This window comes from Bradyrhizobium sp. BR 10261 (assembly GCF_019455395.1).
Classification (GTDB): domain Bacteria; phylum Pseudomonadota; class Alphaproteobacteria; order Rhizobiales; family Xanthobacteraceae; genus Bradyrhizobium; species Bradyrhizobium manausense.
In genome coordinates, this window is record NZ_JACOFQ010000016.1 from 31,260 (window position 1) to 47,500 (window position 16,241).

Consider the following 16,241-nt stretch of genomic DNA (forward strand, 5'->3'; position numbering starts at 1 on the left):
CACCCTTGTATTAGCGCGCCGGGTTAGGATGGCCACGTTCCGTGAGGAATGGCCCAGCCCGGGTGGCCGCCCGAGCTGGGCCGCCGATCGATCGGATCCCCTACGCCTTCTCGCCCTGCGGCGAGAACAAATAGCCGCCGCCGCGGATGGTGCGAATCACGGCGGGCTTGGTCGGGTCGGGCTCGATCTTGCGGCGGATGCGCATGATGCGCAGGTCCACGGCGCGGTCGAAGGCTTCGGCATCGCGCGCGTTGGCAAGCTCCAGCAGCCGCTCGCGCGACAGCACGCGTTTCGGATTGGCCGCGAACACTTTCAAAAGCCCGAACTCGGACGCGGTCAGCGGGTGCTCATTGCCCTCGTCGTCGCGCAGTGCCTGGGCTTCGAGGTCGAGCCATTTTGTCCCAAAGCGTACCAGCTGATCCTTGTCGGATTTCGCCGGCGCCGCATCGCTGCCGGCTGATTTCGCCGGCGTGCTCCGCCGCAGCACCGAGCGGATCCGCGCCATCAGCTCGCGCAGCTCGCAGGGCTTTGCCACGTAATCATCGGCGCCGAGCTCGAGGCCGACGACGCGGTCGATCGGGCTCGCGGTCGCCGTGAGCATGATGACGGGCACGTTGCTGCGGCTCTTGAGGTCGCGGATGATCGAGAGGCCGTCCTCCTCGGGCATGTTGAGGTCGAGCACGACGAGGTCGGGCATGCTGCCGTCGATCGCGGCGCGCAAGCTCTTGCCGCCGTCGCACAGGGTCACGGCGAAGCCGTGCATCTTGAGGTAATCGCCGACCATCTCGCGGGCCGGGGCCTCGTCGTCGACGATCATGATGTGCGGGCTTTGTGTCATGTCACGCTCGAATCACGGCATCTCGGTCGCGGGCAGGGTGATGGTGAAGGTCGAGCCCTTGCCCGGCCCGTCGCTGTCGGCGGTCACCTCGCCGCCATGCATGTCGATAATACGCTTGACGATGGACAACCCAAGCCCCGTCGAGCTCTCACCTGCCGTCGGTTTTGCGGAGAGCCGCTGGAACCGGCCGAACAGGCGGCCGAGGTCCTCCGGCGACAGGCCGGCGCCCTCGTCGCTGACGCGGATGATGGTGTCGTTGCCCTCATGGCTGACCGCGACGGTGATCTTGCCCGCAAACGGCGAGTATTTGATGGCGTTGCTGATGAGGTTGTCGATCGCCTCGCGGATGCGGTCGGTGTCGCACATGGTGACGATGTTGGTGGGCGCGCTGACGCTGATCGACTGCTGCTTGTTGACGGCGAGGGGCTGGTTGGCCTCGGCGACCTCCTTCACCAGCGCGGCGACGTCGACCGGCTCGCGGCGGATGGTGATATCGAAGGCATCGGCCATCGCATCCGAGATCAGATGGTCGACCATCGTGGTCAGGCGCTTGGTGGCGTCTCTGATATGATCGACCTGGGAGACCACGCCTGATGCCGAGGCACCGGTCGAGATCAGCTCCTTCAGCATCTCGGTGCGGCCGAGGATGACGCCGAGCGGGTTCTTCAGATCGTGCGCGACGGTGCCCAGAATCTCGTTCTTGAAGCCGTTGGCGCGCTGCAGCCGCAGCCATTGCGCCGACAGCCGGCGGTTGGCCTGCATCAAGGCGCGGGTGCGCTGGGCGACGCGGTCCTCCAGCTGGGTGTTGGCGTCCTGGAGCTGCTGATAGAGGATGACGTTGTCGAACGCGATCGAGAGCCGGCTCGAGAAGATCTCGACCAGCGAGCGGTCGGTCTCGGACAGGTCGCGCTCGGACTGCAGCAGCACCACGACCTCGCGGCCCGAGCCGGTGCGCAAATAGATCACGCTGCGATGGTCGGCGAATTCGTTCTTGCGGCGCTGGAACGCGTCCTCGACCAGCTGGCGCAGATCAGGGTCGAGCGCCTTCGACGAGGTCGTGCCGATGAAGCGGCTGTAGCAGCCGCTGCCGGCGAGCACCGAGAGCTCGGCATCGACGCCGCCATTGTCGCGCAGCACCAATATGCCGGCGCAGTCGACATTGAGCAGCGAGGCGAGCTGGGTCAGCACGCCCTCGGCGAGCCGCTGCATCGACTTGAAGTCGTACAGGGTCGAAGCCGCATCGATGATGATCTCGAGCCCGCGCCGGGTCTGCACCATGCGCTCGAGCTGCTGGTAGGAGCGCAGCGCCGCGGTCAGCGAGGTGAACAGCTTGTCGGCGGTGAGCTCGGTCTTGGCCTTGTAGTCGTTGATGTCGTACTGCACGATCACGCGCCGCTCCGGCGCCTGGCCTGGCTGTCCGGTGCGCAGGATGATGCGCACGGTCTCGTTCTTGAGCACGTTGCGGATGTATTCGACCAGCTCGAGGCCGGCGACGTCGGTCTCCATGATGACGTCGAGCAGCACCGCGGCGATGTCGCTGTGCGCGGCCATCAGCTTGCGGCCTTCCGCCGCGGAATGGGCGGAGAGGATCTCCAGTCCCTGGCCGTTCAGGCTGTAATCCGAAAGCGCAAAACGGGTGCCGTCATGCACGGCCGGATCGTCGTCGATGACGGCGATCTTCCATTTCCGGGCGTCCGTGTCCTCCGACGCGGTACCGGTATCGTCGATCAGGTGGAGGACATCGTCCTGTTCGGCCATTGAGAAGTCCCGTCACTTTCTGGGCTTTGCGCCCCGCCCTTGGCGATGCGCGGCATGATAATCCGAAAAGTAGTGCCTTGTCCCAGCTTGGATTCCAGCATCATCCGCCCGCCGAGCTGCTGGGTGACAAGGTTATAGACGATATGCAAGCCCAGTCCCGTGCCACCTTCGTTGCGCCTCGTGGTAAAGAATGGGTCAAAGGCCTGGCGCTGCACGTCCGGGGTCATGCCGGCCCCGTCATCGGCGAAGATGATCTCGATATCCTCGGTGCCGCGCGGCCGGGCCGAGATCGCGATGGTGCCGGCGCGGCCGTCGGCAAAGGCGTGGTTGGCGGCGTTGAGGAACAGGTTGGTCAGGATCTGGCCATAGGAGCCGGGATAGCCGTCGAGCAAGAGCCCCTCGGGCACGTCGACCTGCAGCGTGATCGGCGAGCGCTTCAGCACGGGCCGCAAGCTCGCGATGATCTGGTCGGTGGCTTCGCTCAGCGAGAACTGCCGCCGCTCGGCATGGGAGCGGTCGACCGCGACCTGTTTGAACGACTGGATCAGCTCGCCGGCGCGGGCGAGGTTGGCGACCAGCTGCTGCGATGCATCGCGCGAGGACTGCACGAATTCCTCCAGCTGCGAGCGGCGCAGGCCGCCGTCGCCCTTCAGCTGGGCCTCGAAAATCTCGGTGCGCCTCGCAAAGCTGGAGGCCACCGTCAGGCTGATGCCGATCGGGTTGTTGACCTCGTGCGCGACGCCGGCGACGAGGCCGCCGAGGGCTGCGAGCCGTTCGGCGTCGATCAAATTCTGCTGCGCGGCGTTGAGCTCGAGCAGCGCGCTTTCGGCCTTTTCCTTGGACGCGCGCAGCTCGTCCTCGGTCTGGCGCTTGGCGATCGCGTTCTCGCGGAACACCTCCACCGCGCGCGCCATGGCGCCGACCTCGTCGCGGGCCTTGGTGCCCTGCACCTCGCGGCCGAGATCGCCGAGCGTGATCGCGCGCATCGCGGTCATGATCTGCTGCAGCGGCAGCCGGATCGACAGCGCGATCAGCACGCCGGCGGAAAGGATGATGCCGAGGAAGATCACCGCAATGGAGAGCACGCGACGTGAAATGTCCGCCAGCGTGCGGTCGAACGTCTCCTGCGCCCTCTGCTCGCGCTGGCGCATCTTGGTCGAGAGATTGTCGATGGCGCCGATCGCCTCGGCCTGGCTGGCGTCGATGGTGTTGCGCAAGAGCTCGTTGCGGTTCGTCAATTGCTCCGAGAGTTTTGCAAAGCCCTCGCGCAGCGCCATGGTGCGGGTTGCGAGCTTTTGCAGCGCCATCTTCTGCAAATCATTGTCGGCGAGATCGATCATGACGGGAATCGTCTTCTCGATCGTCTCGGTGTGGCGGCGCGCGTCGTCGGCGGCCGCGACCGACTGCGACAGATAGTAGGAATTGGCCGCGACCAGCATCGCGGTGAAGGCCTCGCGCGACTTGCCGAGCGAGGGCCAGATCAGCGCGTCGCGATGGCCGGTGGCGCCCTCGATGATGGAGTAGAGGCCCGCCATGTCCTTGGCTGGGCCCTGCACCTGTTCCTCATAGGTCCTGGCGATGGTCGCCTGCACGCTGCGCAGCTCGCCGAAGCCGTTGAGGAAGCGGTCGGTGGTGCGCTCCAGCTCCTCGACCGAGCCTGACAGCATCGGGTCCTTGGCGGCGCGATCGGTCAGCGTGCCCAGCACGGCCTCGCGCAGCAGCAGGATCTCGGCGAACAGGTCGGGGCTCGGCTGGTTGATGTAGCGGTGGATCAGGTTCTGCAGCCGCCCGGTCTCGCTCTCGAGCAGGGCCAGGATGCGGTCGGATTCCCGCACCTGCCGCACGTCGTCCCAGGCCGAGCTCAGCACCTGCGCGCCGTTCCAGATCATCGCCACCAGCACGATCACCACGGCGGAGTTCAGCGCCGCGATCGACAGGATGCGCCAGCGGATCGGCACTGCCCGCAGCACGCCGACGAGGCGCGCGCGCAGCCGCCCGATCGGGCCGGGCGGCCGCTCTGCACTCTCGCTGGTGCCGGGCGCGATCAAACGGCGTCACTCCACCTTGCGAATGCGTTCGATCAGCGCCGCAGCAGCGGGATCCTGCGCGGCCTTGGCGTAGATCGGCGCCATCGCATCCTCGAACGGCTTGCGGTCGATGGTCTTGATCACGGTGATGCCGGCGGCGTCCGCCTTGCGCTGCGACTGCTCCTCGAGGTCGCGCCATTTCTCGCGCATGTACAGGCTCGAACGGGCGGCGGCTTCCCTGAAGATGGTCTGGTCCTCGGCCGACAGGCTCTGCCAGGCCTTGAGCGAGATCACCAGCACCTCCGGGCTCATCGTGTGTTCGGTGAGGGTGTAGTAGGCGGCATGCTTGTAATGGTCTGTGGTCACGAAGGAGGGCCAGTTGTTTTCGGCGCCGTCGATCAGATGGGTCGAGAGCCCCGTGAGCACCTGCCCGTAGGGCAGCTCGACCGGCTCGGCGCCGAGCGCGCGGATCATCTGGCTCATCAACTCCGATTGCTGCACCCGGATCCGCAGTCCCTTGAGGTCGGCAAGGCTCCTGACCGGACGGACGTTGTTGTAGATCGAGCGGGCCCCGGAATCGTAGAAGGCGAGCCCGACAAAGCCGTAGGGCTCGAAGCTGCCGAGGATCTCCTTGCCGATCGGCCCGTCCAGCACCTTCTGCATGTGCTCGATCGACCGGAACAGGAACGGCATGGCGAGCACGTTCATCGCCGGGACGAAATTGCCGATCAGGGCCACATTGGTCCGGTTGAGGTCGATCGCGCCGGCGCGGGTCTGCGCGATCGTCTCCTTCTCCTCGCCGAGCTGCCGGGAGTGAAACACCTTGATCTCGTGCCGGCCGCCGGTGCGCTCAGAGATCAGCGCGCCCATGTAGCGCAGCGCCTGGACGGTCGGATAATCCTCGGTCTGGGTGTCGGCGGCGCGGAATTCACGCGCAGCGGCGCTCGTCGCGCCAATGGCGAGCAGCAGCGCGACGAAAATCACCCCGGCCCGTGAGAGTTCGGCACGGTTCAACACTGGCACACTCAACCCCTCAGTGATGGAGTCTATGGCGGGACCAAAAGGTTCAACGCAATCTAGCAGATGGTAAAGGGAAGGCCATCCCGCCGCCGGGGCCGATTGTGCGCCGCCGTACGTCGTCATTCCCGGTTGAAACCGCTTCTCGCGCGCCTTAAGCAGGGTGCGGCCAACTTTTGCCGCGTCATACGGGAAGAGCCATCGTGATTTCAGCATTGCGCCTTTTGCAGGTCGTCGCCGCCGCCTTGGCCCTCGCCTTGAGCTGCGAGGCGCGTGCCACCACCGACATCGCGTTTTGGCACGCCATGTCGGGCGAGCTCGGCAAGCAGCTCGAGAAGCTCACCTCCGACTTCAACGCCTCGCAGTCGGATTACCGCGTCGTGCCTGCGTACAAGGGCAATTACACCGAGACGGTGACGGCCGCGATCTTCGCCTTCCGCTCGCGCAGCCAGCCTGCGATCGTCCAGGTCAACGAGGTCGCCACCGCGACCATGACCGCCGCCAAGGGCGCGATCTATCCGGTCTACAGCATGATGCGCGACATGGGCGAGCCGTTCTCGCTGAACGACTACCTTCCGGCGGTCTCCGGCTATTACACCGATGCGTCAGGCAATCTGCTGTCCTTCCCGTTCAACTCGTCGACGCCGATCCTCTACTACAACAAGACCATGTTTCGCGACGCCGGCCTCGACCCGGAGGCGCCGCCAAAGACCTGGCCCGAGCTTGGTCAGGCGGCCAAGCGCCTGCGCGACCGCGGCGCCGTGTGCGGCTTCACCACGTCGTGGCCGTCCTGGATCCACATCGAGAATTTTTCGGCGTTGCACAATCTGCCGGTGGCCACGCGCGCGAACGGCTTTGCTGGTCTTGATGCGGAATTGACCATCAACAATCCGGCCGTGATCAAGCACGTCGCCCAGCTCGCCGAATGGCAGAAGACAAAACTGTTCGACTATAGCGGCCGCGCGCAGGCTGCCGAGCCGCGTTTCCAGAACGGCGAATGCGGCATCTTCATCGGCTCGTCGGCGACGCGCGCCGACATCAAGGCCTTCTCGAAATTCGAGATCGGCTACGGCATGATGCCATACTGGCCCGATGTTGCGGGTGCGCCGCAGAATTCCATCATCGGCGGCGCCACGCTGTGGGTGTTGCGCGACCGGCCGCGCCAGGAATACAAGGGCGTGGCGCGATTCTTCGCCTATCTGTCGCAGCCCGGCGTGCAGGCCGCCTGGCACCAGAACACCGGCTACCTGCCGATCACCCGCGCCGCCTATGAGCTGACGCGCGCGCAGGGCTTCTATGAGCGTGATCCGGGCTCGGCGATCTCGTTCGAGCAGATCACGCTGCATCCGCCGACGGAGAATTCCAAGGGCGTCAGGCTCGGGTCCTTCAACCTGATCCGCGGCACCATCGAGGAAGAGCTCGAGCATGCCTTTGCCGGCCAGAAGAGCGCGCAAGCCGCGCTCGATGCCGCCGTCGAGCGCGGCAACAAGCTGCTGCGCCAGTTCGAGCGTGCGAGCCCGGAGCAATAGTAGCCCTGTGAGATTTGGACTCGCCGTCGCTACGAGCAAGGTGCGCTCCCTCCCCCGCGCGCGGGGGAGGGTTGGGGAGAGGGTGTCTCCGAAACCGAGAACCCGCAAGAGGAGAGAGCCCTCACCCGAGGCTTCGCGTCGACCTCTCCCGCAAGCGGGAGAGGTGCACCGTCTGCTCGGTTTGCAGCGATGACCACCGCTTCATTGCCTCACTTCACCGACGCGCAGTCCTTCCGCATTTTTCGCTCCAGCCCCCAACAATGGCTGCCGATCGCGCTCGACATCGCGCGGAGTCAGGGCGTCGACGTCGGCTCGCCGCATGTGTTCACGACCGGTACCAATCTCGTCGTCGGCCTCGGTGACAGGCTGATCCTGAAAATCTTCCCGCCGCTGCTGCGCGCGCAATTCACCTCCGAGCGCAGCTCCTTGAAGCAGCTTGCCGGCCGCCTTCATCTGCCGATCCCCGAGATCGTCGCGGAGGGGATGCGCGACGGCTGGCCCTATCTGATCATCACGCGCCTCACAGGCACGCTCGGCTCGGAGATCTGGCCGCAGCTGCCGGAAGCGCAGAAGGAGCGGGTGCTGCGCCAGGTCGGCGAGGCCATCGCCGCCGTGCAGCGCGCGCCGCTCGGCCCGCTTGCTCAAATCGAGCCGCGCTGGGATGCGTTCATGCGTGCACAGATGCAGGGCTGCCGCGATAGGCACACGCGCCTCGGCCTTGCGCCGAAATTTCTTGCCGGCCTCGACGACCTCCTGCGCGAGCTGCCGACGCTGATCCCGATGGACGCGCCACCGGTGATCCTGATCGGCGAATACATTCCGGAAAATTTCCTGCTCGCTTGCCACGACGACCAATGGTCGCTCGCCGGCCTGTTCGATTTCGGCGATGTGCGCGCAGGCTTTCGCGATTACGATCTGCTTGGCCCCAGCGCCTTCATGGCGGCGGGCCGGCCGGGCAGGGTGCGCAGCCTGCTCGAAGGCTTCGGTTACGCAAAGCCTGATTTTGCGCTCAAGCGCCGCCTGATGGCCTTGATGCTGTTGCACCACGCCAGCGACCTCAACGGCCACATCTGCATCGCGGGCTGGCAGGAGCAGGTGGACGATCTGGTCGAGCTGCAGGACTTGATCTGGGCGGGGTGAGCGCGTGCGCCTCAATCTCCACCGTCGTCCCGCCCCCCGCGCGCAATTGCGCGCCAGGCCGGGACGACGCGGAGTGTGTTGCACAATTCTGTTGCGCAGATCGCTTTAGCTCATTCTTTGAGCAAAAATCGCCTCTTTGTATGCACCTTTCGGAGCTCGGGCGCGGCGGTCGCCGCCGTGAGCTCTGAAATATCTCAGTAAGTTCAGTTCATTACTCTGTATTTAACATCCGCTAACCCTTGGCACGAACCTTGCGAATCCGGTTCCAACCAGAAACTCCTGAGTTGGAGCACTCGCCATGAAGCGCCGCGATTTCCTCAAATCCGTTTCCGGATTGGCCGCTGGCGCGGCGCTTCCGGCCGTCCCCCACATCATCTCCTCTGCCTATGCCGATGCCCGCTCCGAGACACTGCTGATCGTCTCGGAAGGCGGCCCCAACAATCTCGACATCCACGGCGTCGGCACCAATGTGCCGGGCTATGAAGTGTCGTGGAATTGCTACGACCGCCTGATCAGCCACGAGATGAAGAGCGGTCCGGGCGGGGTGCCCTATTACGACCGCGACAAGTTCAAGGGCGAGCTCGCCGAAGAGTTCAAGATCGACGACATGTCGGTCACCTTCAAGCTGAAGAAGAACGCCAAATTTCACGACGGCACGCCGGTGACGGCGAAAGACGTGAAATGGTCGCTCGACCGCGCCGTCAGCGTCGGCGGCTTCCCGACCTTCCAGATGAGCGCGGGCTCGCTCACCAAGCCGGAGCAGTTCGTCGTGATCGACGACTACACCGTGCGGGTCGACTTCCTGAAGAAGGACAGGCTGACCGTTCCCGATCTCGCCGTCATCGTGCCCTGCATCGTCAACTCCGAGCTGGTGAAGAAGAACGCCAGCGAGAAGGACCCCTGGGGGCTCGAGTTCACCAAGCAGCAGACCGCGGGCTCCGGCGCCTACAAGGTGACGAAATGGACCGCCGGCACCGAAGTGATCATGGAACGCAACGAGGATTGGGTCGGCGGTCCGCTGCCGAAGATCAAGCGCGTGATCTGGCGCATGGTGCCGCAGGCCGGCAACCGCCGTGCGCTCCTGGAGCGTGGCGACGCCGATATCTCCTACGAGCTGCCGTTCAAGGACTTCCAGGAGATGAAGGCGAACGGCAAGCTCAACGTGGTGTCGCTGCCGTTCTCCAACGGTATCCAGTATATCGGAATGAACGTCACCAAGCCGCCGTTCGATAATGTCAAGGTGCGGCAGGCCATCGCCTATGCGCTGCCGTATCAGAAGATCATGGACGCCGTGCTGTTCGGCCTCGGCAATCCCATGTTCGGCGCGCCCGCGGACAAGGCCACCGAGGTCGCATGGCCGCAGCCGCACAAGTACAACACCGACATGGAGAAGGCGAAGGCGCTGCTGGCTGAAGCCGGCTATGCCAACGGTTTCGAGACCACGATCTCGTTCGACCTCAACTTCGCCGGCGTCAACGAGCCGCTTTGCGTGCTGGTGCAGGAGAGCCTCGCCCAGCTCGGCATCAAGACCACCATCAACAAGGTGCCCGGCGCCAACTGGCGCACCGAGCTCAACAAGAAGGAGATGCCGCTCTTCACCAACGTGTTCTCGGGCTGGCTCGATTACCCCGAATACTTCTTCTACTGGTGCTATCACGGCAACAATTCCGTCTTCAACACCATGAGCTACAAGTCGGCGGAGATGGACAAGTTGATCGACGGCGCGCGCACCGCGGCTGCGACCGGGGACAAGGCGGCCTACGACACCGACGTGAAGGGCTTTGTCGATCTCGCCTTCACCGACGTCCCGCGCATCCCGCTGTACCAGCCCTTCGTCAACGTCGCGATGCAGAAGAACATCTCGGGCTATCAGTACTGGTTCCACCGCAGATTGGATTATCGCGCGCTGGCGAAGGGGTGAGGCCGATGGTTGGCGCGAGCGACAAGTCCGCGTCTTTCAAGCTTTCTCGCTGGAGTGAGGTGAGCACCGCTCTCTCATTCCCTCCCCCCTTGTGGGGGAGGGGCAGGGAGGGGGGTAGCCACGAACTCCGACCTCGCTTGGGGCCACCCCCCTCCCTAGCCCTCCCCCACAAGGGGGGAGGGAACGCAGCAACGCGCGGGTCCAGCACCGTCCGCAAAACGGGCAGGAGCACCGCATGCTCACCATGATCGGCAAGCGCCTGATGTTTGCGATTCCCTCGCTCATCGGCGTCGTCATCGTCACTTTCCTGCTGACGCGCGCGCTGCCCGGTGATCCCGCCGCGTATTTCGCCGGCCCCGCCGCCACCAAGGAAGCCGTCGAGCAGATCCGCAAGAAGCTCGGTCTCGACAGGCCGCTGATCGAGCAGTTCTTCCGCTACACCAACGATCTCGCCCATGGCGATTTCGGCAATTCGCTGACGACAGGCCAGCCGGTCGCGACCGAGATCCGCAACCGACTGCCGGCCTCGGCCGAGCTGACATTGCTCGGCCTGATCGTCTCCATCGTCATCGCGATCCCGCTCGGCGTGCTGGCGGCAACGCGGCCAGGCTCCTGGATCGACCATCTCTGTCGCATCACGACGACAGCAGGCGTTTCGCTTCCCGTGTTCTTCACCGGCCTGGTGCTGGTCTATCTCTTCTACTTCCAGCTCGGCTGGTCGCCCGCGCCGCTCGGCCGACTCGACGTGTTCTACAGCGCGCCGCCCACGGTCACAGGCTTCTATCTGATCGACACGCTGATCGCGCGCGACTTCGAAGCATTCCGCTCGGCGCTGAGCCAACTCGTCCTGCCCGCGACGACGCTCGCGATCTTCTCGCTGGCGCCGATCGCGCGCATGACGCGCGCCTCGATGCTGGCAGTGCTGGCGTCCGAGTTCGTCCGCACCGCGCGCGCCAGCGGCCTGTCGCCGACGACCGTGATCGTCACCTACGCCTTCCGCAACGCCATGCTGCCCGTCATCACCACGCTCAGCATGGTGTTCTCGTTCCTGCTGGGCGCCAACGTGCTGGTGGAAAAAGTCTTCGCCTGGCCCGGCATCGGCTCCTATGCGGTGGAAGCCCTGATCTCGTCGGACTTCGCGCCGGTGCAGGGTTTTGTCCTCACCATGGCGGTGATGTACGTGCTGCTCAATCTCGTGATCGACATCTTGTACGGCGTGATCGATCCACGCGTCAGGCTGGAGGGCTAGCCATGATCGCATTCGATGCGAGTCACGCGAACGGTGCGCTCCCTCCCCCGCTTGCGGGGGAGGGTTGGGGAGAGGGTTTCTCCTCTGTCGAGAACCCCCAAGAGGAGAGAGCCCTCACCCGCGCCTTCGGCGCGACCTCTCCCGCAAGCGGGAGAGGTGAAGCCAATTTCCAGCTCGCTACCCAAGCACCAGGAGTGAAACAATGAGCTCCGTTGCGCCCGCTGTTGAACCCGTCGGTCCTGCCCGTACCTCCGGGCTTACCGCCATCCTCGAACAGACCCGCTACGTGCTCAGCGAGAACAAGGTCACGGGCTTCGCCTTCGCCCTGCTGATCCTGATCCTCGCCGCCGCGATCTTCGGCCCCTATGTGGTGCCGTATGATCCGCTCGCTTCCGACACCGCCGCGGCGCTTAAACCGCCTTCAGCCGCGCACTGGTTCGGCACCGACCAGCTCGGGCGCGACATCTTCAGCCGCGTCGTGGTGGCGACGCGGCTCGATACCTTCATCGCGGTCGCCTCCGTCGTGCTGGTGTTTTTGATGGGCGGCCTCGCCGGCATCGCCGCCGGCTATTTCGGCGGCTGGACCGACCGCGTCGTCGGCCGTGTCGCCGACACCATCATGGCCTTTCCGCTGTTCGTGCTGGCGATGGGCATCGTCGCCGCGCTCGGCAACACCGTGCAGAACATCATCCTCGCCACGGCCATCGTGAACTTCCCGCTCTATGCCCGCGTCGCGCGCGCCGAAGCCAATGTCCGCCGCAATGCCGGGTTCGTGCAGGCCGCGCGTCTGTCCGGCAATGGCGAGTTCCGCATCCTGCTGGTGCACATCCTGCCCAACATCATGCCGATCATGATCGTGCAGATGTCGCTGACCATGGGCTACGCCATTCTGAATGCCGCGGGCCTCTCCTTCATCGGCCTCGGCGTCCGCCCGCCGACGGCGGAATGGGGCATCATGGTCGCCGAGGGCGCGGGCTTCATGGTGTCGGGCGAATGGTGGATCGCGCTGTTCCCCGGCCTCGCTTTGATGATCGCCGTGTTCTGCTTCAACCTCCTCGGCGACGGCCTGCGCGACATCGTCGACCCCCAGCGGAGGACGTGATGGCTGTCGATGTCAAATGCGGGCAGGGGAAGCTCACACGTGAGGCGGGCACTGCTCCCTCATTTCCTCTCCCCTTGTGGGGGAGGGGAAGGGAGGGGGGTAGCCACAAACTCCGACCTCGCTTGGGGCTACCCCCCTCCCCAACCCTCCCCCACAAGGGGGGAGGGAGCGAGAGAGGGATGCCTCCCTCACACTCAAAATTCTCCAATGAATCCGGTGCCGGTTCTACTGTGCATGGGGTTGTTTTCGCGCGTCTGAGCGACCGGAGGCATTCGTGACTGCTCAGCCGCTGCTCGACGTTCAGGACCTCACCGTCGAATTCACCACCCGGCGCGGCATCGTCAAGGCCGTGCAGCATGTCAACATCTCCGTCGCCAAGGGCGAGACGCTCGCCATCGTCGGGGAATCGGGCTCCGGCAAGTCGGTGACGTCCTATGCGGTGATGCGCATCCTCGACCGCGCCGGCAAGATCGCCGAGGGCTCGGTGATGTTCTCCGGCATCGACGTCAAGGCCGCGAGCGAAGACCAGATGCGCGACCTGCGCGGCCGCGAAGTCTCGATGATTTTCCAGAACCCGCGCGCGGCGCTGAACCCGATCCGCAAAGTCGGCGACCAGATCGAGGACGTGCTGCGCACCCATGTGCAGCAGGCCCAGGTTGCCGATCACGGCGAGAAGGCGATCGAGGCGCTGGAGCAGGTCAAGATCGCCCGCCCGCGCGAGCGCTATCATGCCTATCCGTTCGAGCTGTCCGGCGGCATGTGCCAGCGCGTCGTCATCGCGCTCGCGCTCGCCTGCAATCCGCAGCTCCTGATCGCCGACGAGCCGACCACGGGCCTCGACGTCACCACGCAAAAGGCGGTGATGGACCTGATCGTCGAGCTGACCAAACGCAAGGCGATGTCGACCATCCTGATCACCCACGATCTCGGCCTCGCCGCCGCCTATTGCGACCGCGTCGTGGTGATGGAAAAGGGCCGCGTGGTCGAGACCGCCAACGCAGCCGACATCTTCGCGAGCCCGCAGCACCCCTACACCAAGAAGCTGATGCGCGCGACGCCGCGGCTCGGCGTGTCACTGCGCGATCTGTTGCCGGAGGAAGAGGGCGCGACTGTCATGGCCGGGCTTGACCCCGCCATCCATCACGCTTCGCAAGACTCATCTCAATCGATGGACCCCCGGGTCAAGCCCGGCGGTGACGAGACTCCGAAGCCGCTCCTTCTCATCGAAAAGCTCGTGAAAGAATATCCGCGCCAGGGCGCCACCGCCACGCTCGGAAAACTGTTCGGCCGCAAGCCGCCGGTCGAGCTCGACGTGTTCCGCGCCGTCGATGGCATCAGCTTCTCAATCGGCCATGGCGAGAGCGTCGGCCTCGTCGGCGAATCCGGCTGCGGCAAATCGACCACCTCGATGATGGTGATGCGCCTGCTCGACCAGACCTCCGGCCTGATCCAGTTCGACGGCGAGGACATCGGCGCCATCGCGCCGGCAGCCTTTGCCCGGCTGCCGCAGCGCAGCCGCATCCAGATGGTGTTCCAGGATCCGACCGATAGCCTCAACCCGCGCTTTACCGCCGCGCGCGCCATCGCCGATCCGATCATGCAATTGGGCGATATCAAGGGCCGTGACGCGCTCCGCGCCCGCTGCGAGGAGCTGGCCACCATGGTCGGCCTGCCGCACAATCTGCTGGACCGGTTCCCGCACCAGCTTTCCGGTGGCCAGAAGGCCCGCGTCGGCATCGCCCGCGCCATCGCGCTGCATCCGAAGCTGGTGATCCTCGACGAGCCGACCGCGGCGCTCGACGTCTCGGTGCAGGCGGTCGTCCTGAACCTGCTCCAGGATCTGAAAGCGCGGCTAGGTATGAGTTATCTGTTCGTCTCGCATGATTTGAATGTAGTGCGCTTGTTGTGCGATCGTGTCATTGTGATGCGGACGGGGCGGATCGTCGAGGAGGGCTCTTCCGAAAAGGTCCTGAGCGATCCGCAGGACGACTACACCAAGGAGCTGCTGACGGCGATCCCGCATCCGCCGTTGCAGGTCCATTAAGAGTGCACTGAGCTTGAGAGAGTGATGGCCGAGCCGCTGGACGACTATATCGACGCCGTATCGAAAGCGCTGGCGCTGCCGGTCGAGGAGGCCTGGCGGCCCGCGATCCGCGCCAATCTCGAGGTCTCGCTGCGGCTTGGCCGGCTGGTCGACGAATTCACGCTGCCGGACGAGACCGAGCCGGCGCCGATCTTCACGGCTTGATGCTGCCATGCCCACAAAGCCAGAGATGACGGCCTCGGATATCGCAGGCGCGGTTACGAGCCGGAAGATGTCGGCGCTCGATGCGACTGAAGCCGCGCTCGCACGCATCAAGCAGCACGACGCCGTCCTCAACGCCTTCACCGACGTCACCGCTAATCGTGCGCGCACGAAAGCGAAAGCCATCGATGCCGACATCGCTGCGGGCAAGTCCGTCGGCCCGCTCGCCGGCGTGCCGTTCGCGGTCAAGAACCTGTTCGACGTCGCCGGGCTTCCAACCCGCGCCGGCTCGAAGATCAACCGCGACCTCGCACCCGCCAAGCGCGACGCGACGCTGATCGAGCGGATGGAGGCCGCCGGCGCCGTCCTCGTCGGCGCGCTCAACATGGGCGAATACGCCTACGATTTTACGGGCGAGAACGTCCACGACGGTCCCTCGCGCAATCCGCATGACACCACGCGGATGAGCGGCGGCTCCTCCGGCGGTTCGGGCAGCGCCGTCGGCGGCGCGCTGGTGCCGCTTGCGCTCGGCTCGGACACCAATGGTTCGATCCGCGTGCCGTCGTCATTCTGCGGCATCTTCGGGTTGAAGCCGACCTATGGCCGGCTGTCCCGCGCGCGCTCGTTCCCGTTCGTTGCGAGCCTGGATCATCTCGGTCCGTTCGCACGCTCCGTCACCGACCTGGCACTCGCCTACGACGCAATGCAGGGCCCGGATGCAGATGACGGCGCTTGCACGACGCGCGGATTGGAGCCGACGCTGCCGCTGCTCGCCAATCCGGTCTCGGATCTGCGCATCGCGATCGCCGGCGGCCATTTCCAGAAGAATGTGTTCCCGGAAGCGGTCGAAGCCGTCGGCCGCCTCGCCAAGGCACTGGGCGCGACGAAAGTCATCGACGTGCCCGAAGCCTCGCGCGCCCGCGCGGCGGCTTACGTCATCACCACCACAGAAGGTGCCTCGCTGCATCTCGATCGCCTGCGCAGGCGTCCGAACGATTTCGATCCCGCCGTGCGTGACCGGTTGATCGCCGGCGCGATGGTGCCGGCGGCGCTGGTCGACCGCGCGCAAAAATTCCGCCGCTGGTATCGCGCGCAGCTCGCCGAGCTATTCAAGTCCGTCGATGTGCTGCTGGCGCCGGCAACGCCCTGCACGGCGCCAAAGCTCGGCCAGGTCAACTTCAATCTCGATGGTGTCGAGCTGCCGGTGCGCGCCAATATCGGCATCCACACCCAGCCGATCTCGTTCATCGGTCTGCCCGTGGTTGCGGTCCCGGTGCCGCTCGAGCCGTTGCCGATCGGGGTGCAGATCATCGCTGCGCCCTGGCGCGAGGACGTCGCGCTACGCGTCGCATATGCATTGGAACAGATGGGCGTGGTCGCCGCGCCAGCCCCAAGGGGACTTTAAGAGGATTTTG

At 65.2% G+C, this 16,241-nt stretch carries 12 protein-coding genes; 8 read left to right on the top strand and 4 right to left on the bottom strand.

Annotation, left to right across the window (positions count from 1 at the left end; translation table 11 throughout):
* Positions 1–100: 100 nt before the first annotated feature.
* Genes HYH07_RS19720 through HYH07_RS19735 form a run of 4 tightly spaced genes read right to left on the bottom strand, consistent with a single transcriptional unit; the run spans position 101 to position 5,646 of the window.
* Positions 101–838 (bottom strand): response regulator, encoded by a 738-nt coding sequence (locus HYH07_RS19720; protein ID WP_220004054.1) that lies wholly within the window; start codon positions 836–838, stop codon positions 101–103.
* Between the two features lie 12 nt (positions 839–850).
* Entirely contained in the window at positions 851–2,596 is a 1,746-nt protein-coding gene (locus HYH07_RS19725) for a DUF3369 domain-containing protein (RefSeq protein ID WP_220004055.1), read from the bottom strand.
* Positions 2,566–4,596: an ATP-binding protein gene (locus HYH07_RS19730; protein ID WP_220004173.1), complete on the bottom strand. Its 2,031-nt coding sequence runs from the start codon at positions 4,594–4,596 to the stop codon at positions 2,566–2,568. Before HYH07_RS19730 ends, HYH07_RS19725 begins: the two co-directional genes overlap by 31 nt.
* Positions 4,597–4,650: 54 nt before the next feature.
* Positions 4,651–5,646: a TRAP transporter substrate-binding protein gene (locus HYH07_RS19735; protein ID WP_220004056.1), complete on the bottom strand. Its 996-nt coding sequence runs from the start codon at positions 5,644–5,646 to the stop codon at positions 4,651–4,653.
* Between the two features lie 200 nt (positions 5,647–5,846).
* Between HYH07_RS19735 and ugpB the strand changes: the two genes are divergently transcribed.
* From ugpB to HYH07_RS19775, 8 genes are all read left to right on the top strand, one after another.
* Positions 5,847–7,169 carry a sn-glycerol-3-phosphate ABC transporter substrate-binding protein UgpB gene (gene ugpB, locus HYH07_RS19740; RefSeq protein WP_409363903.1) on the top strand — a complete coding sequence of 441 codons (1,323 nt, stop codon included), beginning with the start codon at positions 5,847–5,849 and terminating at the stop codon, positions 7,167–7,169.
* Between the two features lie 189 nt (positions 7,170–7,358).
* Positions 7,359–8,309, top strand: coding sequence for a phosphotransferase (locus tag HYH07_RS19745; RefSeq protein ID WP_220004057.1), 951 nt, complete (start codon positions 7,359–7,361; stop codon positions 8,307–8,309).
* 298 nt (positions 8,310–8,607) lie between these two features.
* Complete coding sequence (locus tag HYH07_RS19750; RefSeq protein WP_220004058.1) at positions 8,608–10,230, top strand: ABC transporter substrate-binding protein; 1,623 nt, start codon at positions 8,608–8,610, stop codon at positions 10,228–10,230.
* A 235-nt stretch (positions 10,231–10,465) separates the two neighbouring features.
* Entirely contained in the window at positions 10,466–11,479 is a 1,014-nt protein-coding gene (locus HYH07_RS19755; RefSeq protein ID WP_220004059.1) for an ABC transporter permease, read from the top strand.
* 202 nt (positions 11,480–11,681) lie between these two features.
* Positions 11,682–12,581: an ABC transporter permease gene (locus HYH07_RS19760; RefSeq protein WP_220004060.1), complete on the top strand. Its 900-nt coding sequence runs from the start codon at positions 11,682–11,684 to the stop codon at positions 12,579–12,581.
* A gap of 274 nt (positions 12,582–12,855) precedes the next feature.
* A complete protein-coding gene (locus HYH07_RS19765; RefSeq protein WP_220004061.1) occupies positions 12,856–14,625 on the top strand; it encodes an ABC transporter ATP-binding protein in 1,770 nt (589 codons plus the stop codon).
* Positions 14,626–14,649: 24 nt separating this feature from the next.
* The gene (locus tag HYH07_RS19770; RefSeq protein WP_220004062.1) at positions 14,650–14,829 is read left to right on the top strand and encodes a DUF4089 domain-containing protein; all 180 of its coding nucleotides are present in this window, start codon (positions 14,650–14,652) and stop codon (positions 14,827–14,829) included.
* A 7-nt stretch (positions 14,830–14,836) separates the two neighbouring features.
* Complete coding sequence (locus HYH07_RS19775) at positions 14,837–16,231, top strand: AtzE family amidohydrolase (RefSeq protein WP_220004063.1); 1,395 nt, start codon at positions 14,837–14,839, stop codon at positions 16,229–16,231.
* Positions 16,232–16,241: the final 10 nt, after the last annotated feature.